This window comes from Flavobacterium tegetincola DSM 22377 (assembly GCF_000425485.1).
GTDB classification, from domain to species: Bacteria; Bacteroidota; Bacteroidia; order Flavobacteriales; family Flavobacteriaceae; genus Flavobacterium; species Flavobacterium tegetincola.
Genome location: NZ_KE384387.1, coordinates 134,221 through 156,379 on the forward strand (window position 1 = coordinate 134,221; position 22,159 = coordinate 156,379).

The 22,159-nt window shown below is 36.8% G+C and carries 14 protein-coding genes; all 14 read right to left on the bottom strand.

The window, feature by feature from the left end:
* Positions 1-48: 48 nt before the first annotated feature.
* Positions 49-972, bottom strand: a complete 924-nt coding sequence (locus tag H602_RS0115710) for an NAD(+)/NADH kinase (RefSeq protein ID WP_026978874.1) — start codon at positions 970-972, stop codon at positions 49-51.
* Positions 969-1,982 (bottom strand): SPFH domain-containing protein, encoded by a 1,014-nt coding sequence (locus H602_RS0115715; protein WP_026978875.1) that lies wholly within the window; start codon positions 1,980-1,982, stop codon positions 969-971. The genes H602_RS0115710 and H602_RS0115715 overlap by 4 nt, the downstream gene beginning before the upstream one ends.
* 253 nt (positions 1,983-2,235) lie before the next feature.
* Positions 2,236-2,748, bottom strand: a complete 513-nt coding sequence (locus H602_RS0115720; RefSeq protein ID WP_026978876.1) for a hypothetical protein — start codon at positions 2,746-2,748, stop codon at positions 2,236-2,238.
* A gap of 76 nt (positions 2,749-2,824) precedes the next feature.
* Positions 2,825-4,546, bottom strand: a complete 1,722-nt coding sequence (locus H602_RS0115725) for an autotransporter outer membrane beta-barrel domain-containing protein (protein ID WP_026978877.1) — start codon at positions 4,544-4,546, stop codon at positions 2,825-2,827.
* Between the two features lie 258 nt (positions 4,547-4,804).
* Entirely contained in the window at positions 4,805-5,473 is a 669-nt protein-coding gene (locus tag H602_RS0115730) for a hypothetical protein (RefSeq protein ID WP_157505111.1), read from the bottom strand.
* 733 nt (positions 5,474-6,206) lie between these two features.
* Positions 6,207-6,719 (bottom strand): hypothetical protein, encoded by a 513-nt coding sequence (locus tag H602_RS0115740; protein WP_026978879.1) that lies wholly within the window; start codon positions 6,717-6,719, stop codon positions 6,207-6,209.
* 80 nt (positions 6,720-6,799) lie between these two features.
* Positions 6,800-10,789 carry a beta strand repeat-containing protein gene (locus H602_RS0115745; RefSeq protein ID WP_157505113.1) on the bottom strand — a complete coding sequence of 1,330 codons (3,990 nt, stop codon included), beginning with the start codon at positions 10,787-10,789 and terminating at the stop codon, positions 6,800-6,802.
* Positions 10,790-10,998: 209 nt separating this feature from the next.
* On the bottom strand, positions 10,999-11,682 hold the full coding sequence (locus tag H602_RS0115750; protein ID WP_157505114.1) for a hypothetical protein: 684 nt from the start codon (positions 11,680-11,682) through the stop codon (positions 10,999-11,001).
* A gap of 496 nt (positions 11,683-12,178) precedes the next feature.
* The gene (locus tag H602_RS0115755) at positions 12,179-12,691 is read right to left on the bottom strand and encodes a hypothetical protein (RefSeq protein WP_026978882.1); all 513 of its coding nucleotides are present in this window, start codon (positions 12,689-12,691) and stop codon (positions 12,179-12,181) included.
* 79 nt (positions 12,692-12,770) lie between these two features.
* Positions 12,771-15,791, bottom strand: coding sequence for a DUF11 domain-containing protein (locus H602_RS0115760; RefSeq protein WP_026978883.1), 3,021 nt, complete (start codon positions 15,789-15,791; stop codon positions 12,771-12,773).
* 10 nt (positions 15,792-15,801) lie between these two features.
* A complete protein-coding gene (locus H602_RS20430) occupies positions 15,802-17,103 on the bottom strand; it encodes a DUF11 domain-containing protein (RefSeq protein WP_157505116.1) in 1,302 nt (433 codons plus the stop codon).
* A 317-nt stretch (positions 17,104-17,420) separates the two neighbouring features.
* The gene (locus tag H602_RS0115770; RefSeq protein ID WP_026978884.1) at positions 17,421-18,047 is read right to left on the bottom strand and encodes a hypothetical protein; all 627 of its coding nucleotides are present in this window, start codon (positions 18,045-18,047) and stop codon (positions 17,421-17,423) included.
* A 667-nt stretch (positions 18,048-18,714) separates the two neighbouring features.
* The gene (locus tag H602_RS0115775) at positions 18,715-20,127 is read right to left on the bottom strand and encodes an alpha-amylase family glycosyl hydrolase (protein WP_026978885.1); all 1,413 of its coding nucleotides are present in this window, start codon (positions 20,125-20,127) and stop codon (positions 18,715-18,717) included.
* A 99-nt stretch (positions 20,128-20,226) separates the two neighbouring features.
* Positions 20,227-22,065, bottom strand: a complete 1,839-nt coding sequence (locus H602_RS0115780; RefSeq protein ID WP_026978886.1) for a glycoside hydrolase family 13 protein — start codon at positions 22,063-22,065, stop codon at positions 20,227-20,229.
* Positions 22,066-22,159 lie beyond the last annotated feature (94 nt).

The window sequence follows — 22,159 nt, forward strand, 5'->3', positions numbered from 1 at the left end:
TTTTTTGAAATCTCAAAAATAGATTTGTCAATAAGTGGATTTAAACAGTTACCTCAATACTAAATTTGCCTTCTCTGCTGCAATACCAATGGTTGCTACAGCGCCCGAATTGAACTTTAAAAAGTCGGTTTCTATACCATCCGAAAAAATCAATCCGTTGTTGGGCATAAATGATTGAATCACCAATTTTGATCTTTCTGTAATAATTCCGGCTGTTGTTTCGACTTGTGTACGTTTGCTGGCAAAAGGTTCGCGAACAGCAAACATCAATTGGTTGTCTTTTAGTTTTGCGTATTTCTTTTTGGATTGGTCTTTTTCAATAAACTTATGAATTCCAAAACTCATATTGAAAATGGAACTCAACCAACCCGTTGAACCTGCTTGCGTGGAAACAATGATTCCCGACGACGATTGTTCTTCGGTTTTATTGTTATGTGTAATTTTATATCGTGCAGAAACGTGGGAAGTTGCCCCAATAAATAAGTCGTTAAAGGCCAACAATCGTTGCCCATCATTTAATGTTGCTTCCGCAAAAGAGGTGAGTTTTGAGTTGTATTTTTGTGTAATTACTTTTTCAATACTTGGTACAAAATCATCCGCAGTAAAAGGCAACAATACACCATCAAATCTTTCAGGATCTGGATTTACGGCGATAATGGGAATTTGTTTTACATATTTAGCCGTATTGGCTACCAAACCGTCTTGTCCAACAGTAATAACCACTTGATTGGTATTAAAAATAAAAGATGGCAAAAAATTTCGTTCTACAATTTTATTTTTTAAAACGGTGGACAAATTTCTTTGAACCGCGGATAAGGACTGGTGAAAAATTTCGTTTTCCAACTCATAATCACTAAAATCCCCACCTGAACTTTCAATGTAAAACTTGGCTTGTGCCTTGGTATTGAAACGTTCAATTAAGGCTTCAAGTCGGGTTTTGTTCTTGATAATGATGGCGTATTCGATACTCATTTTCGCTTGTCGTTCAATAAAGTATCCAGTAATTCTGGACTGATGTTTAGGTTTCCAATCTTTCCTGCATTTTCTGCCAATTCTCTAAAAGCCAACGAAATGTTGAATTTTGGATCGGGATTGTTGTTCAATGCGGTTAGAATTTTCCAATCTAACTCTTTGTAGGGTTTCAACGTAGTTTCCAAAACATAGCCTTGAGTATCGGCTTCTTTAATTTGATTTGCCGTTTTTTGTTCCAATAAAATTTTCCTTTGATTTTCAATGGCAATATCAGCTTGAACTTGCATTTCCCTTAATTTCAATTCGCTTTCCGCTTTCTGAACTTCGGTTTCGGCTTTCTTTTCGGCAATTTGCTTGTTCTTTTCTTCGATTGCAATTTCGGTATTCAATTCACTTTCTTTTATTTTTCGTTCTTGCTCTACGGCAAAGTTTCTACGGGTGTAAATCGCTTGATCGGCTTCTTGCTGCAAACCTTCTCTGGTTTCGGTTTCCAAAGCGCGTTCCATTTCTGGCGTGGCTTTGATTGCCAAAATATTGATGCTTAAAATCTCAATACCCAATAATTTTATGGCTTGCGAATTGGAAAGTCCTTCGGTGATTTTAATTTCAATTGTTTTTGCTGCACGAATGGCTTCCTTCAATCCCAATTGGTGGATGAACGAAGAAGTAGCAGTTTGTGCTTCATTGACAATAGTTTGATTCAGCTTTTCGGTGTCGTCTTTTTTATATACTCCATTTCCGTTGACTGTAAAATCCAAAACATCTGCCAACTGTTTTGGGTTGCCAATCTTGTAAGTAATTTGACCTTGAATAATTACGGTTTGATAATCCTTTGTCGTTTCGCTAAAAATGAAAGGCAGGTTATTACTTCCCATCGGAACCGCAGAAATAGAAGTCGTTGGCGAATAGTAAAAGAACGAAAGTCCTCTACCTTCTTTAACCACTTGTCCATTCTGAAATTTAATGACATAGGTCATTGAGTCAAACTTTATAAAATTGATTCCAAACATAGTTTCTGTCTTAATTAATAACGGGTCAAATTTTGAATTTTTTAGCTGTAGAAAAGAAATACATTACTTCTCTCTTTTGAAAATCAATTCAATATTTCAGCGTAAATATATGTAAAAGTTATAGAGATTTTAATTATAAAATCTATCCATTGACGTTTCATTTTGTTTTTACGAAGCAGTTTTTAAATAGTAAAAGAAAAAAGGCTGCTTTACAAATTGTAAAACAGCCTTAAAAACTTGAGTTCTTATTTAATTATGGTTTCCAAAATGTCCAAACACTTCCGTTAAAAACAGCCAATTGGTGTTTCAAAGTATCATAAGCCATTGTACCTGCTTCTGGATTTTTAATGTTTAAATGTGGACTTTCCATCTTTGGTAAAATCATCGCTTTATCTGTGTCTGAAAGCACTAAAATTCCTGGTGTTGGATCCGCTTTATTGCTTCCAATAATTACTTTAGCGTTTCCACTTTCAACTACATTGTCTTGCAAAGTAGTAACTACCGTACCTGATTGTGTACTTAAATCGCGCCATCCCGATTCATTTTTTACTTTTACTTTCTTGTCTGTTGTGTCAAAAATGATAGTTCCAGGAACCGCACCTGTTACTGCTGCTGCAGCATTGACCCACGGTAAGATAATGCCTTTATTTGCTTCGCCAAATTCAAGACTTACATTTCCATTGGACACCGAACTTTTACCAATGGCTACTTGTGCAAAACTAAAAGAAGAAACTGCTGTTAATGCTACTATGAATATTTTTTTCATAACTATATTTTTATTGTTAGAGACCTGAAGTTGATCGAAAAAGTTACAATCTACACTTCTACCTTTATATTTGAAATTATTGTGGACACGTTTGCGTAGTCATGCAAGACCAAGCAAAATCAATTGCATTACTCGTTGTATATACTTTTAAACAATCGTTAGTGGTATCATACACCATCATTCCTTCAATTGGGTTTGTAATTACAAGTGTTACGCCATCTTGTGCCACTGGAACATTGTTAGCAAATTTTACTCTGTTGAGAACAAATCCTTTTGTTTTTGCTTCAAGAGCAATCCATCCACTTTTTCTTGCTTGTGGCCAAGCACTTACTGCACCTGCTCTATCTAAAGAAGAAATCCCCATAGAAGTATTTTGAGAAGCTCCTGCATGAGGATCTAAGACACGGGGGAAATAAAATGCCGCAATTGTAACAGTTGCAACCGCATTATCGCAATTGGACGAATTTAAATTATCACAGATTCTATATTCTAACTCATATTCACCTGCTACCGTTCCACTCGCAATTGTAATTGTACCGTTGGCATTTAACGTAAATGCTGCTGGCCAAGTGCCAACTTTTGTCAAACTAACATTCTCAGTTGTTGCTGAACCTGGAGCGCCATTATTATAAGTATCATTTGCAAGCAATGCAGTAGTGGTGCTTTCATCACAACTCAGCGTAAAATGATCCGCAACTGCACCTAGTACTGTTACAGGTGTACCGTTAGGACTGAGACAAGCTATTCCGCTTGTAACTACTGAGCATGTTGAGCAGTTTCCAAAAACTACTGTGGAAGCAATTGAATATGAATTATTAAACATGTTTGAAGCACTTGAAACTCCATGACTGTTGATAAAAGTTAAGTTTCCCGTTATACCTCCGTTATTTACACTGGCTTTATTTTTCAAAGTGAATTTCCCGAAGTTGGATCCAGAAGCAGGACCCTTTAGCATTCCGTCATTCTGAAAATTGTTTGACAAGGTAAAATTTCCACTATTATAAACATAGGATCCGCCGCCGCCAAGCTGAATTTCGGTACCGTTAAAAGTGCCATAATTTTCAAAAAACGCACTGCTATTACCAAAATTAATGGCTCCTGTTGCTGTGAATGTGCCAGAATTATAAATTTTTCCACCTGATAAATTGAAGCCGTGCGTATTAAAAGTCCCACAATTTACATAAACTGAGTTTGAATTGTTATTAAAACTCAAATTAATGGTTAGATTTCCTGCGTTTCTAAATGAAGTATTACCCTTAATATTCATGTTTCCTGAAATAGTTAAGGAACCTTGATTATCAATTGTATTTACAGATGAATTATTTGAAAAATCAACAGTTCCTACATTGAAAGTTCCGTTGTTTACAATTTTCGTGGTATTTCCCTTTAAATTCAAATTGCTCGTACCGTTAGTTCCAACCCTAACTTTTCCTGTGCTGTACACCGTTAAGGTGGTACTCATTGGTATTGTACTGGATTGTGAAAATTTCAATTCACCATATACATCTATCGTACTATTTCGCAAAGCAGCATTATCTGGCTGAATGCTATTCGTGATGGTCAAAGTAACTCCTGGTTTAATAATCAAAGTTCCACCGTCAAGTATTTCTAAACGTGCAATGGAAAGGTCTGTACTTACGCATGTTGTTCCTGTTGCTGGAACAACCCAGTTACTGTTATTTAAGTCCGTAGGAGCTACTGAACTCAACTCTCTAGTGCAATTAATTGTTTGCGATTGCACAGCATTCACTACAAAAAATAGAAAGAAAAGGTTTACGATTATATGTTTAATATTCATTTTAAAAATTTTAAAAATTAATTTGTTTTGAGGATATAGATGATCTTTAGAAAAATGAACTGGTTTAAGAACCAGTTGGTAATGTCAGTGAAGCAAGTCCGTAAAAAAGGCATCAATGACAAAGCTCACTGAAGTATAAAATGCATTGCTGTTAGGAATAATTTCTTTGTCAATAGAGCATAAAGACCCTTTACAATAGTTTTTGTGTACCAGATTTAACAACCTGAGCTACATTCTATTGAGCAATAATTTTATATTTTACAAAGTTTGGTAACAGGGAGGACCGCGAAGCACACCATTTCTCAATATTGGGAAATCTAAATACGTGAAAGAAGTGTACCGCTTGTGCTTTACTATTTTTTGTATCTTAAATGCATCTTTGTTGTAAATACTACAAACTACAGCGTTAGTATAATTTGAAGAATCACAGCTTGGAAGAAGTTGTTTTGATAAGATTGCTTCTCTCCATTTATCATATCTTCGATTCGATTTCGAGGTATAAACCGGAGCATTAATTTCTTTTTTTGACTGCTTTTGAATTCGTTCTACTGATTTATTGTCAATCTTAACGATTTCTTTACTAATTTTTGGATTAGACGTAATTTCATCCTTTTTTCGAGCAATTGATTTTTTTGTAATTCTACTGGATGCAAACAAGTTTTCTGCACCGTAAATAATTGTATTTGGAGCGATATAAAGTCCTGAAACCTCTTTTGATATATATAAGTTATCGACACCCGAGACTATGGCACCTCCAGAAATAAAAATCAATTTATCTTCGTTTTTCGAAGTTGAATTTGCATTTTTATCACCATTTGCTGCTGTGGAAATGGGCCCAATGAAAATCATAGTAACCGTCAAAATAAAGAGCAAAAGTGATTTCGCCTTTATTAATGAATGAAGATTATTTATTTTTATTGATTTCAAGGATGAAACTATTTACTATTGTTATCTAATTGAATGTATGTTGTCAAATTCTGGCTGCACAGGCACTGATGATGTTAAAAAATATTTATCAAGGCGATTACTTTACTAAATGATTCTGCACTACACAATGGTAAATTAGAAACGATTATACCTCGTTTTTCAGCAGAGTAAAAGTACATACAAAGAATTAATTTTCAAGACTAAATTGTAGATTTTTAACTAAAAAATCACAGTTAACAATCAGCAAATCAATTTATTATGATTTTTAAGGAGATCGCACAAAACCGCTTAAACACTCATTTAACACGGTAGTGATTTGAAGGTGACCGAAAGTTCACCGAGAGGACACATGAAGAATTAGCATAGATTCTATTGTAAGAATATTTATCACAAAAAAAATTTGTTATGTAATTTTATGATCAAATATTTTTATAACACAAAAGGGTAATTAATAACTATTTGCCTTAAAATAAAACATTTTTTTGAGCAAATTGTATCGTGAATTTTAAGCTATTTACGCATTTTACGCTGAATCTACATCAAATCTTATTTTTACGGAAGCGATAAAATTGATTTTCTGGCAACTTCCAATTATCAATTTCAAAGTAATTCCCACCCAAAAGCTCAACTTTAATATAATCTGTACTTACAAGTACGTTGGTAAGCAATTAATAAAAAAAAGGCTGATTTACAATTTGTAAAACAGCCTTCCAATTTAATTTTTTTTAAAAATTTATGGTTTCCAAAATGTCCAAACGCTTCCGTTAAAAACGGCCAATTGGTGTGTCAAAGTATCATACGCCATTGTTCCTGCTTCTGGATTTTTAATGTTTAAATGTGGACTTTCCATCTTCGGTAAAATCATTGCCTTATCTGTATCTGAAAGCACTAAAATTCCTGGTGTAGGATCCGCTTTATTGCTTCCAATAATTACTTTGGCATTTCCGCTTTCAACCACATTGTCTTGTAAAGTTGTAACTACGGTACCTGATTGTGTGCTTAAGTCACGCCATCCCGATGCATTTTTGACTTTTACTTTCTTGTCTGTCGTGTCAAAAATAATGGTTCCAGGAACGGCACCCGTCACTGCAGCTGCAGAGTTGACCCACGGTAAGATGATACCTTTATTTGCTTCGCCAAATTCAAGACTTACATTTCCATTGGTTACTGCATTCTTGCCAATTGCTACTTGAGCAAAACTTAAACTAGAAATGGCTGTTAATGCTACGATAAATATTATTTTCATGCTATTATTTTTATGTTTTAGAAATTTCAAGTAGAATAGTTTATTTCTATTCTACTTGATCTCTATTATTTTTTTTAAAATTATTCAGGACACGTTTGCGTTGTCATACAGAACCAAGCAAAATCAGTTCCGTTAGTGGTAGTGTACATTTTCAAACAATTGTTTGTAGTGTCATACACCATCATACCTTCGATTGGAGTTGTAATTACTAGCGTTACTCCATCTTGTGCAACAGGAACGTTGTTGGCAAATTTGACTCTATTGACTACAAATCCTTTTGTTTTTGCTTCAAGCGCAATCCATCCGCTTTTTCTTGCTTGTGGCCATGCACTTACCGCTCCTGCTCTATCTAAAGATGAAATTCCTACTGATGTATCCAAAGTAGCTCCTGCATTAGGATTTAAAATACCTGGCAAGTAACAAGCGGTAATAGTAATGGTTGTAAATGCTGTAGCACAATTTGACGGATTGATTTTGTCGCAAATTCTGTACTCCAATTCATAAATACCTGATGCCATTCCATTTGCGATGGTAACTGTACCGTTGGTATTTAACGTAAATGCCGCTGGCCAAGTGCCGACTTTTGCTAATGTAACAGCCGTAGTTGTTGCCGAACCTGAAGCACCACCATTGTATGTGTCATTGGCTAATATTGACGTTGTCGTGTTTCCATCTCCGCTAAAATTAAAGTTATCCGCAACCGCATTAATAGCTGGTTTTGGAACCGTAATAGTTACGGTGTTGCTGTCGCAATTTGCGGTTGAATTTAAGGCACACAACTTATAAGAGATCGTGTATGTTCCTGCTGGTGTTCCCGCTGGAATTGAAACGTTTCCATTACTTGAACTTAAAGTTGAAACCGGACCTGCATTAATTGATGTTGCTGCTGTAGTGATTGTGATGGTACTATTTGCACTTGTTGCACTTAATCCATTTACTTTATCATTTGCCAAAACATTTACTACATTACTTGCTCCGTTTATTCCTTGTGTTGTTGTAGATGTAAACGTATCCGCCAAAACTTTGATGCTTGGTGCTACTACTACTGTTGCAACTGCTGGATCGCAATTGCTTGTATTGATTTTATCACATATTTGATAATTCAATGTATAAGTTGCGGGTGGGGTTCCTGCTGCTACAGTGATAACTCCCGTTGTAGTATTTAATGTTAGACCCGTTGGCACAACTCCTGTTGTACTTAAAGTCACGGTAGTTGCAGTTGCAGTTGCTCCATTGTACCTATCATTTCCAAATACCGAAGTTGTTGTACCTCCGTTTGATGTTGTATTTAAAGTATCATTCACTGCATCAATTGCTGGTGTAGGAACTGTAATAGTTACGGTGTTGCTGTCGCAATTTGCGGTTGAATTTAAGGCACACAACTTATAAGAGATCGTGTATGTTCCTGCTGGTGTTCCCGCTGGAATTGAAACGTTTCCATTACTTGAACTTAAAGTTGGAACCGGACCTGCATTAATTGATGTTGCTGCTGTAGTGATTGTGATGGTACTATTTGCACTTGTTGCACTTAATCCATTTACTTTATCATTTGCCAAAACATTTACTACATTACTTGCTCCGTTTATTCCTTGTGTTGTTGTAGATGTAAACGTATCCGCCAAAACATTGATGCTTGGTGCTACAACTACTGTTGAAGTTACTGTAGAACAATTGTTTGAATTAATCTTGTCGCAAATTTTATACTGTACAGAATAGCTTGAAGGTGCTGTTCCTGCAGCTACTGTGATTGTTCCATTCGCATTTAAAGTTAATCCTGTTGGCAATGTTCCTACCGCTGTAAGATTTACATTGTCTGTTGTTGCAGATTCACCGTTGAACGTGTCATTTGCCAATATTGATGTTGTTGTACTTCCTGCTGAACTGATATTGAACGTTTCAGTTATAGCATTAATAGCTGGTGTTGCTACTGTAATTGTTGCAGTTTCTGTATCACACGTTGTTGTTGCTACTTTACCACAGATTTTATAATTTATTGTATATGTTCCTGCTGGTGTTCCTGCCGGAATCGAAATTACACCTGTTGAAGTACTCAATGTTGGTACTGAAGCTCCTGAATAAGCTGGTACTGCTGCAGTTTGTAAAGTAATTGTAGTATTAGCAGTTGTTGCTGAAGCTCCATTTAATTTATCATTGGTCAATATATTTCCTACGGTAGTAGCTCCTGCGATCGCTTGACTTGCGGTTGCTGAAAAACTATCTGCCACTGCTTGTATTGATGGAGCGACTACTACTGTTGAGGTTACAGTAGAACAATTGTTTGGATTAATCTTGTCGCAAATTTTATACTGTACAGAATAACTTGAAGGTGCAGTTCCTGCAGCTACTGTGATTGTTCCATTCGCATTTAAAGTTAATCCTGTTGGCCAAGTTCCCACTTGTGATGCAGTTGTATTGGTTGCATTTGCAGATCCTGCAGCGCCTCCATTGTAAGTGTCATTTGCAAAAACAGAAGCGCTAGTTCCTCCGTCTGCTGTTAAAGTAAACGAGTCGGCAACAGCATTAATTGCTGGTGTCGCTACATTAACAGTAAGATTAGCAGTTGCACAATTACTTGTTGAGCCATCAGGACAAATACTATAATTAATAATATATTGTCCTGCAGGTGTACCACTTGGAACACTAACTCGACCATTGCCAGTATTTATACTTGGAACTGGTCCACCATTGATAGATGTTGCTGCGGTATTGACCGAGATATCGACATTGCTAATTGTAGCTGCAACTCCGTTGAACGTATCATTGGTTAATATAGAACCTATATTGGTATTTCCACTGACAGCTACGGTAGCGTTTGCTGCGAAAGTATCAGCTTTTGCGACCAAGCAAGGGTTTATTGTGACTGTAATTTTAGTTGTGGGACTGTAACACAATCCATTTGTATCAAATATTGCTGCATAGTATAGTCCTGATTCTGAAATTGCTCCCGCTTCAGAAACTGTTAATTTATTATCATCGTTTGCTATCGTTTCACTGTGAAAAGTCAAAGATGTATTTGATGGTAAATTACTAGCAGTGATAGTAGTTAAACTGGTAGTTAAAGACGGACAACTGTTTGTTCTAGTTGTAGCTGATAATATAGGTGCAGTATTTCCTGCAAAACAAATACTAGGAATTTTAATTACATGTTCCCCTAAAACTATAAGATCACCAGTAGTACTTGTTGTAATATTTAAGCTAGTTGAATTAGCAGTGAAAGGACCCGAAAGTACGTCTATATCTAAAGCTCCACCACTTGAACCGTTTGCAAAGCCAGTTGGATAATTTGGAAAGGCTGAGTCCGAGGTAAGACATGATTCACCAGCGATAGTGGAATCCCCTTGCAAAAATACAGACGTCAAATTACCCGTTCTCTCAGCAACTGTTCCAGTAGGTACTTTGTATCCACTTACCGTCGTTACATTAGTAGTCTGATAAATACTTTTAAAACCATCATATAAGTAAATTTTCTGAGCTGGACTTGATGCATTAGTATACACTACTGTTAATGTCCAAGCTCTAACATTAGCCAGTGCTGCACCACATACTGTAGGGTGAGCACCTGTGACATCTATGGTATACGTACCAGAGGGATTAGTAAATCCTTGCATTATAGAGGTTACATCTGCCTTTTTGGACTCGTACCATAGTGAACCAATAGTACCTATTTGACTCCATGCTGGTCTAGCGGTTGCATTTAAAGATTGTGCAACTCCAGAGGGACCTTGAAATGTTATATTGCCTAAAGGCTGATAAGTGCTGGACGATCGGACCGCAGCATTGTAGGTATTCCTCACCATGCCGTACCAATGTACATAAGCCTTAACTACGGTAGCACCAGCAGGTAATGTTAAGGTTCGTGAAGATGCAGCATCATTACCGCAAATACCATTGCCAGAAGCTTCAGTGATCTCGGAATTACCAATGACTGTATAGTCAAATTTACCTGATATTGTATAATAATTAGCAAAATCGGTATTAGCTGAATTCTGTGCTAATAAATTACTACCGAACATAAAAATTGCAGCAATAGTGAAAGCCAATGAAATTGACCTTTTCTTTAATTGTATCATTCTTTTAGATATTTTTTTTTGTAATTCACATAATGAAATTGCTTCATTTACAAACTGTAAAATAATGCCAAGTGAATTGTTGATTTTGAACGAACTTCGAGAAATAGACCTTGACAATACATACATTTTCAAAATCATCAAAACCTTTTAATAGTTCGATCTTAAGAGGTATTACTAACAAATTGCAACCTAGATTGGTTTCTTACAATTTAAACAAGTGGCTGAGGTGGCCCTCGAAGTGATAAACTATTTAATTTGTAGAATTGTAATTTTTTTACCGTACTTTCAATTTTTTCAAGTGGCAGCTCATAAGTTTGAATAGGGATTATTTCATCTATTTCACTTAATTTGTTTGCAAAATTACTAACGTGATAACTACCAGACCCTACTACTTGAAATGCTTTGAATTTTTCAAATCTCAGCGATTGTTCTTCTTGTGATGAAGTAAAGAAAGTAGCGAGAACCTTCGCGTTAGCAGCATCTCCTCTATCATTTAAAAGTTGCTCTCTCTTCGACTCCTTTTTGTCAAAACTTCTTTCTTGAACAAATGCAATTTCATTCTCATTTGAGTCCGACTCCACTTTCGTATCCTCAACGATAGCTACTACTATTGCATTATTTATAACCCCTGCACCATAAATTTGAGTTCCCGGAGTGATGTAAATAATTTGCTCTGCTTTTTTTATAAAAATATGTTCAGCGCCCGAAATAACAGTATTTGCAGAATAATAAAATACATCATGACTTTCTTGAGGTGGAATATGGGAATTGATCACTATGGAAGCAGCCACAGAAGGAGATAAAAAAAGCATTAAAAACAGCATTGCAGCACTGATCAGAAACTGATTCGTTATTTTTAAAGACGCTTTTTGATTGTAAAATTTTTTCTTCAAGTACTGAGGCTTTTTGAACACTTTTATAAAGCCCATGACTCATGGACTGTGAAAATTTATTGCTATTTAAATACTACCTATGATTTAAGGGTTAAGTGAAATTTAAAACTGACCCTAAAAAAACTGTCAAGTGCATTTTTTTTTGACGATACAAATTTACAACTAAATCTTATGTTTTTGTTAAAACTTGCATTTTATTTTCTCTTAAGTAACTGAAAAACACGCATTTAACCTTTGTTTAACGATGGCGAAAAAACCGAAAAAGCAACCAATTTAACCGTTCAAGCAGCAGAAACTACCGCTTAAACTTTAATTTCAACCACACTTTAAATAAAAATTTACGGCAATTAATTGTCTCTAAATGGATCAAATTTTAGATTAGATTGGTTTTTATAAGGACAATTATCCAAATTCGGTGATAAATCTTATTTAAAAGGAAAAAAAAAGCTGCTTTACAATTTGTAAAACAGCTTTTAAAACTTCAATTAATTTTAATTTATGGCTTCCAAAATGTCCATACACTTCCGTTGAACACTGCCAATTGGTGTGTCAATGTATCATACGCCATTGTTCCTGCCTCTGGATTTTTAATATTTAAATGTGGACTTTCCATCTTGGGCAAGATCATTGCCTTATCTGTGTCTGAAAGCACTAAAATTCCTGGTGTAGGATCCGTTTTATTGCTTCCAATAATTACTTTGGCATTTCCGCTTTCAACTACATTGTCTTGCAAAGTTGTAACTACGGCGCCTGATTGTGTGCTTAAGTCGCGCCATCCCAATGCATTTTTCATCTTCACTTTCTTATCCGTCACATCAAAAATGATTGTTCCAGGAACTGCACCCGTAACTGCTGCTGCAGAATTGACCCACGGTAAGATAATTCCTTTGTTAGCTTCGCCAAATTCAAGACTTACACTTGCATTGGAAACCAAACTTTTTCCGATAGCTACTTGCGCAAAACTTCCGGAAGAAACGACCGTTAATGCTATTATAAATATTTTTTTCATACTACTTTATTTATATATTTAGAGAATCAAAATAGTATAGAACAACTCCATTCTATTATATCTCAGTTGTTTTTTTAAATTATTCTGGACACGTTTGAGTGGTCATACAGAACCATGCAAAATCAGTTCCGTTGAGGGTAGTGTACATTTTCAAACAATTATTTGTAGTATCGTACACCATCATACCTTCAATTGGAGTTGTAATTACTAGCGTTACTCCATCTTGTGCAACAGGAACGTTATTGGTAAATTTCACTCTATTCAGTACAAAGCCTTTTGTTTTTGCTTCAATAGCAATCCATCCGCTTTTTCTAGCTTGTGGCCACGCACTTGCCGCTCCTGCTCTATCTAAAGATGAAATCCCTACAGAAGTGTCAAGTGTGCTTCCTGCGTTAGGATTAAGTGAACCTGGTAAGTAACATGCGGTAATTGTAATTGTTGCAAATGCTGTAGAACAATTCAACGGATTTAATTGGTCGCAGATCCTATATTCCAATGGATAAATTCCTGAAACAGTTCCGTCTGCTACCGTAATTGTACCGTTTGCATTTAGTGTAAATCCGCTTGGCCACGTATTTACTTTAGTCAATGTAATAACTGTGGTTGTTGCCGAACCTGGAGCGCCACCATTGTACTTGTCATTCGCTAAAATTGAAGTAGTCGTATTTCCATTACCATTAAGGGTAAACGTATCTGTAACAGCAACAATTGCAGGTGGTGAAACTACAATTGTGACAGTATCAATGTCGCATGGTGTTCCCGTAAATTTTTCACAAATTTTATAGACTATAGTATATGATCCTGCAGGTGTTCCTGCCGCTATAGCAACTGCACCAGTACTTGTATTTAAAGTTGGAACTGGCTTTCCTATAATAATAGCCGCGGCAGGTGTAGTAACTGATATAGTAACATTTGATGTCGTTGCTGTTCCAGCTGTCGTACTATTAAATGTATCATTATTCAGAACATTTCCAATACTTGTTGAGCCCATAACAGCTATATTCCCTGATGCTGTAAAACTATCAGCAACCGCAGTTATGCAACTCGGTATTGTAACAGTCACTTTTGCAGAAGCTGAACTGTAACAGTTACCAGCAGCGTCAAAATAAAATGCATAATAATCTCCCGAAACTGTAGCTAATGAATTTGCAATTGCAGCACCTGTGCGAGCCGTATTATTGTACCAGACCAAAGTCGCACCTGGAGGTACAGCTCCAGAATGTGCATTGTTTAATTGGTATCCAGGATTAGCTCCTGATTCATTACATAAACCGGTAACGCTTATAGCATTTCCCGCAGCTGGGTTTACTTTTGCAAATGCGGCATTATTATTAAGATTTGTTTCTGGTTTTGAAGTAGAAATTGTTGCAACGTTGGTATAGTTCGTACTTGCATTAACTGTTGCAACAATTGTTAAGGTCCGTGGAGATCCATTGACCAAGTTTCCAATTGACCAATTAGGATTATTCCACGTTCCTATTGACGGTGTTGCAGACACTAAAGTATATCCTGCAGGTAAAACATCATTCACTATTACATCTGTAGCAGTAGAACCAGCAGTTAAATTGCTAGCCACAATCGTAAATGTTACATTTGAACCAATTGCTGGTGTTGCATTGTTTACTGTTTTAGTCAGCGTTACATCAGCACATAAGAGCGTACTGGTTGCAGATATTGTTTTCTGATCAGAATAACCCCAAGTATTAATGGTGCGTTCATCTCCAAAATTTGAAGCAACTGACCAAGCGTGAGAAGGAGCAGACAATCCTGTTGTTGAATTATTTGTTCCTGATGCAATAGTTGAATCATCCCAAAATAAATTAGAAACAATTGATCCTGCCGGTGCTATTGCTGTTACATTAATACCTCCTACATTACCTTCAATGTCAACTACAGGAATATTAAATCGGTCTGAAAACGATGAAAGTTGAAAATTTAGTGCTGTAGTTGTAGGAATTAACGTTCCAGCGCCATCTTTACCATCCCATACAATTTGCTTGCTACCTACTGTCAAATCAAAAAGCGAAATAACTCTGCTAACAATTCCTGATCCAGAAATAACAATGCGATGATCTCCAGCTTCCATTACATTAAAATTAATATTAAATGGTGCAACATTGCACGCCCCAACAGGACTAATTAATGGACTAGCAAACGTTGGTGCAGCAGCAGTACTATTATTATAAGGAAAAATAGTTGCATCAGGTGCATTAAGAAATATATTGAAGCCACCTGCTAGAGTGGGGTCAGTGTTATCAACTGATTTTCTATCCACCGAAAAGTCTCCACTATTCTCAACCCCATAATTATTTGCTCCAACAGTGTATGCAAGTGGAACAATATTGGGGAAATCTAATTTTAAGACATTTAATTTATCTGTATAAACATAGAATGATGGAGTCCCAACTGACGTTGTAGCAGAAGTAAAGTATCTAGGAATAGTACTGTTATTAGCAGTAGTTGTAGCCAAACCCCATTTTGTAGCAAAAACTCTTCCGGGCAATAAAGCAGAAGACGTAGCTACAGAAAAATCAAATAAAGGCGATACTGCACGCGTACCTGCTATTTGCGTAGAGTTCGTTGTACTCGTCCCTCTCCAATACTCAATCACGTAAACGTCATTTTTATTGGGCGTAAAAATCAGTGGGCTATATCCTGAAGTATTGAAACTGCCAATTCTTGGACCCGCCACTGCTTGAGCATACGAATTAATTTGCCCTGCAGAATTTGCTGCTCTGGGTAGTAAGGTAGGATTAACAACAACGGTTCCTTCTGAATCTAAGATTCTGCAGTACATAAATTCGTTCTGTGTTGAATAATTTAAAACATTGCTTCCTCCAGGTGTATTTGATGTATAATTAGTCCAACTGAATCCGAAATAAAATTTCTCCGTATTGAAATTACTAATCGTAAATTTAACCTGATTTTCTTCTGGAGCATTAAAATAAGATCCGTGATTTGAAATAGGATTGTAGAAAAGACCTGACAATTTACTTATATCTGGAGACATTTGCTTTGTCCCTTCTTGAGCAAAAACTGTAAGCGGAAGTACGAGTAAAAGCGTATAAATCCAGTTTTTAATTTTTATAATATTTTTCATTCTCTTTATTTTATGGATTAACTGGAGTTTTTACTTGTGGTGCGGTTGCACCAGCTTTACATACTATAATATTGACGGTTGCCGTATTATTAGCAGTGGAATCATCAGGCATAGTTTCTGACAGAATAGTTGCCGTATTATTATAATCACCAGAAGGTTTAACTAAAGCCGTTAAAGTTAACGTTGCGGTAGCATTTGAAGTTAAAGTACCAACAATCCACTTTCCAGTCATGCTATTATAGCTTGCAATATTAGATGACAGAAAGGTATATCCTGACGGCAAGAAATCAGTTACTACAATATCTGTGACAGTATTGGTTCTATTATTTTTTGCAATAATTGTAAATGTCACGGTTTCACCAACAGCAGGACCATTTGTATTCGCTGTTTTTGTAATACTTAAGTCGGCTGTATTAATTATGTAACTAATAATTATACGTCCGTTACCTCCAGCACCCCCGTTTAGAGTACTTATTGAAGTATTAGATGCTCTACCGCCACCACCTGCTCCAGGAATACTTCCACTGTCTCCAGATTCACCTTGAGCAAATGAGGGTCTATTACCCCCTTCTCCACCTGAAGCACCTGCATTGCCACCTGTCCCAGAACCAGCACTTCCACCGCTTCCTGGACTAGCACCAAAGCCAAAAAATCCAGGATCGCCGTTTCCACCGTTTCCACCGTTACCACCAGCTCCTGCAGAACCGCCTCCACCACCACCATTTCTGTCTCCGCTTCCACCGTTTCCGCCAGAAAAACGTACTAATCCAGTTCCTGAAGTTGGTACTGCTGCATTAATATTTCCTCCCGCACTGCCGCTAGTTCCTATTGCTCCAACACCACCAGCTGCATTAACTTTTACGACGTTACCTAGTGAAATGTTTGATGAACCACCAGTTCCTCCTGGGTTAGAAACTCCTGAACCACCTTGTCCCACATTTATAGTATACACTTGGCCCGAACTTACAGTCAGTGGAAACTTTGTATAGGCACCTCCGCCACCTCCGCCACGAACAACATTGGTATTTCCGCCACCTCCAGCTCCACCACCACCCCAAGCCTCTACAGTCAAAGATGTGACACCCGCTGGAATTGTAAATGTTTGTGCAGAACCTGTTGCTTGATACGTAATAGTATTGGTACCTGTTTGAGCAGATGCAAAAATAGTACTCATTGCAAAAACCAAGGTCCATATAGCTTTGCTTCTAGAGCAAAACAAGTTGACGTTGCCTTGTTCCTCAAATTTGAAGTGAACAATACGGTCCTTTCCTCTTTTAAGGAAAAGCAAATTTGAAAATAATGCGTGTTGCATTATTAAATTGGATTGTTTAAACATGTATGTGAAAATTAAATTAATTAAAATAAAATAGATTGCAGAATTCCCTTCATCATTTAAGGGGTGATTATCACTATTAGTCATTCTGAAACTTAAAATTAGAAGAAGCATAACATCGGAGGAGTTACTAAAAATCATAAGTAGACAGCCTCACTTCCGTATAGCGTTAAAAAACAAACAAATAGATTTGTTTGTACCACTTTATAAAATCAGCTCCTTTTAATACTTTTTGTGTAAGAGAATTTTACCTATTTGTCCGAAAATGCCAAATAAAGAAAAATTCACTCCAAACGTTAGACCTTTAAAATTGGCGGTCCACGAAGAGGAGAAGCATTTAAATTGATACAATTTAAAAACTGTGGTGAAGTATAATATTGTTGACTTTCTCGTTGCAATACATAAACTACAGTATTAAACACAACAACTGCACATGAAGAATGAGATGCAAATGATGAAGTACTCGAAACAATGCCGCTACTGTATTTATCTTGATATAAGTAAGTGGATTGCTTTTGCTTTTTACAAGCAAAAAAAGTATTCTTAACTCTTTCCGCAACTTTCTCCTGTAGTTTCTTTTCGCTTTTGCTTGCGATTTTTTTTTCGATGGTATATTCTACTTGAACAGCGTTGAGTTGAGTCTCAACACTATCTCCCGACTGAACTACAGCTACATCAGGAACTTGTATATTTTGTGCTTTATAAATTTCACTTTGACCATAAATAATGGTTCCTTCGGCAACATGTATTTCTACTTCAACATTGCTTGTGAAAATATGTTCTTGTCCAGAGAGTAGTGCTCCAGGGGAAACGTAAATAATATCTTTTTGCGGTTCTACTGGAAGATCACATGCAGCTGCAACTGCACTTAAAAAGGAATATCCTACAAACACAAACAACAATAATGATTTAAAAGAGGTCATTATTGTCTCTTTTAGTAATTGAAAGTTATATGTTAACTGGTGTTTAAAAATGATAATGCGTTTTAATTTATTGAATCACTACTAATAGAAGTCACATAAAATTTTAACATCAATCACATGTGGCTTTGAGTTTTCAAAGTTAAAAACAATTGTTAATTTTATCTAAAAAATATTCAATTATTTTGTTATAAAACTTTGAAAGTCAACTATTTACGAGTAAAATTATTGAGAATTTTATCCGCTCAAACATTGAAACTGCACGTAGTGTATTTAAAACTAACCGCTCATACGTTCATTTAAAAGTTGAAATAAATGTTAAAATATTTAAAATAATGTCAGCTAATTTTAGAATATGTCCGAATCGACTTACAATAATGAATTATTTTCAGTAGAAAATATCTTTTGAAAGGGAGTTTAGTGGCAATTATAGCTTTGCTTAACATAAAAAATCAGTCAATCTAGGTAAAAATTAGCCAAATTGATCAACGAAAAAAACACAGTATGTAAAAGTTCAGATTTGACACTTTAAGTAAGAGTTTACAGGTCAAATAAAAAAGCTGCTTTACAAATTGTAAAGCAGCTTTAGCAAGTAACTAAAATCAATATGAATACTATTATTTTATGGATTAAACACAAACTGAATAAGTTTGTGTTTTTAGTAATGGGGTTACGGTAGTAATATATAGTACTGGTAGGGTTTTAAGGTGTGCTGTTGTCCTTTAGTGAAGGTGACTTTCTCGTTAGTGAGGTAGTTAGTAAAGGTGCCTTCAAGCGGAAGGGTAAAGACGGCATTTGCCTTTGATAGATTACCGATGTAGATTACTTTGTGGTTGTTGTTCTCTCGGGTAAAAGCCATTACGATTGAATCGTTTGTAGTATCAATGCGTTGGAATGACGCGGCTTTCTTTGCTCCATTTAACGCTGGATTATTGTTTTTTAAGGCACCTAGTTTTTCATAGAGTGCGAACATTTTGCCTTTCGTTTTTGGGATGGAGTCTTTCTCGAAGAACTTTAGTTTGTGCTTGAGTTCATATTCCTGACCGGTGTAAATTAAGGGCATTCCCGGCATGGTGTAGGTTAAAGCGGTGAAGGCTTCTACTCCATCGCCCATGCGGTCGTACTCGGTTCCGTTCCAAGAGTTTTCATCGTGGTTAGAGGTGAAGTTCATGAAATAAGCGGTTGAGGAGTAGTCCTTTTTGATTTTTGCAAAAACAGAATCTAAATCAGCTACCGATTTTGTTCCTTTATGAATGTCGTTCATAACGTGGTGTGCCTCCCAGCCGTATCCCATATCGAAGAGGTTGTTTTTGAGTAGATACTCTTTATTGGATTCCATTAACATGAAAAGGGGCTTTTCTTGGCGGAGTTTTGGAACAGCAAATTCCCAGAAAGAGGTAGGCACATTATCTGCAACGTCGCAACGGAAGCCGTCAATGTTGAGGTCCTTGACCCAGTACATCATTTCTTCTTTCATTACTTCGTGCAGTTCGGGATTGCTGTAGTCTAGATGTGCGACATCTGTCCAGCCCCATGATTCTCCGGTTTCGGGGTTTAGTGGGTCAGTTACTTCGCCGTCTTTGTTCTTGTGGTAGTACTCTGCATGGGTTTGAATCCATGGGTGGTCCCAACCGGTGTGGTTTGCTACCCAATCTAGGATTACATAAATGCCGTTGTCGTGAGCGGTTTGTACGAGGTCTTTGAAGTCGCTTTTGGTTCCCATGTCTGGATTGATGCCTCTGTAATCAGAAATGGAATAGTAGCTTCCTAGGTATTTGGCGCGTTCTTTTTCGTCTTGAATTTCAGTGACTATTCTACCATCGGTGGCTTTTCGTTTGGTCATCGAAATGGGTTGGATGGGCATGACCCAGATTACTTTCACGCCTAGTTTCTTTAATTCAGGAATGTCCTTAGTGAAGGCTTCGAAGGTTCCTTCTGGGGAGTATTGGCGTATGTTGGCTTCGTAAATGACTGCGTTTTCTGCGGAAGCGTTAGTGAAGTCGGCGAGTTTCTCGGGTGCTTTTTCGGTTTTACAGCTGGTTAAGATTGTAAGCGTTAGTGCTAATAAGGCTATCTTTTTCATAGGTATTATTTACAATATTAAATTATTTTATGAACCATTAAGATATTAAGAAAATTAAGTTTCGCTTAATGAACCTTAATACCTTAATGGTTTCACTTTTTATTTCAATTCCAAAATCAAAACTGATTTTCCATCTAAAGAAATCGTTTCTTTCAAATCAATTTTCTTATCAGAAAGAATGTCCTTACCTGAAGTGAATGTCTTTATGTTTTCTTGAAAACGACTGGTTTTAATAGTCTTTGCTTCAGCAGCATTATTAATGACAACCATCACCGTTTCCTTATCGTTGTGGCGAAAATAAACGTACACATTATCTTCTGGGATGTAATGCGTCATTTTTCCAAAGTGCAGGACCTCTTTATTTTTCCTCCACTGAAACAACTTAGCTGTGAAATCAAAGAATTTACTTTGCTCGGCAGTCCGTCCTGATTTTGCGAAAGCATTATTTGCATCACTGTCCCAACCACCTGGAAAGTCTTGACGAATGTCTGCATCGCCCTTGCCTTTATCACCTGCCATACCAATTTCGGAGCCATAATACAACTGTGGAATTCCACGAACGGTTGCCAAGAGGGTCATCGCCATTTGGTATTTTTTGAAATCGTTGCGGTAATTTTGATTGAACCTACCTGTATCGTGATTTTCGACGAAAGTTAGCAGGTTATTTGGGTTTGCATAGAGAAAGTCGTTCGTAAAATTGTCGTATATCTTAATCATTCCGTCGTTCCACGAAGCATTATCCTCGTTGAACACATTGCCAAAAGCATCGTGCAACGTAAAGTCCATAACACTTGGCACATGGGAGTTATAGCTCTGGATTGCACTGATGGGGCTGTCCTTCTGCCAATAGGATATCTGTGCTTGGTCGTGCATCCACACCTCTGCAACGATGTTGAAATAAGGATATTCATTGGTAATGGCTTTCGTCCACTTAGCAATCGCTACTTTATCGTTATACGAATAGGTATCGACTCTAAAACCATCCAAATCGGCATATTCAATCCACCAAATGGCGTTTTGCGTAATGTAATTTAACACCAACGGATTGGACTGATTTAAATCGGGCATCGAAGGGACAAACCAGCCGTCCATACAGTATCTCGTGTCAATTGCTGAGGCGTTCGTGTCAAACTGTGTGGTCATTCTGTAATTCGATTGGGCATAACCCGGGAATTGATGAAACCAATCGTACGAAGGCAAATCCTTAAACATCCAGTGTTCGGAACCCCAGTGATTGGTTACATAATCCTTGATTAGCTTCATGCCGCGTTTCTTCATTTCGGCAGAAAGATGTACGTATTCTTCATTAGTTCCGTAGCGAGGGTCAATCCGGTACACATCCGATTGTCCGTAGGTATGATAGGAATATCCTTTATCGTTGTCCTCACAAAGTGGCGTGCTCCAAAGTGCGGTAACGCCTAATTCCTGCAAATAATCCAAGTGATTCTCGATTCCTTGAATGTCGCCACCGTGACGACCTCCAGGCAAACTTCGGTCTGCTTTTTCGTTTAATTCGGCATTGCTGTCGTTCTTTGGGTTTCCATTGGCAAAACGGTCGGGCATGATGAGATACATCATATCTGAAGCATCAAAACTTTTTCGCTGGGCCGAGTTGGCTCTTCTTTCTTTCAACGCATACTTTTTTGTAAAGGCTACTTTGTTTTTGTTTTTGTTTTTAAACGAAAAAACAAATTCCGAAGCGGGAAGATTTCGCGTGTCAATGGTGATAAAAATATAGTTAGGGTTTTCAGTTTTGACCACGTTTTTAATAATTACGTTATTCGAAACCGAAGCTTGATATTGCGCTATGTTCTTTCCGTAGAACATGATTTGCAATTCAGGATTGTGCATTCCTGCATACCAGAACGGCGGCTCCATTTTGTCAATCTGTGCGAAAGAGGAAAGGGAAATAAGCAGAAATAGGAGTGTCTTTTTCATATATTTATTTTTTTGAACCATTAAGCTATTAAGAAAATTCAGCTGAACTTTCATACGGCTAGATGCTTTAGTAGTTGCTTTTTTTATGCTTAAA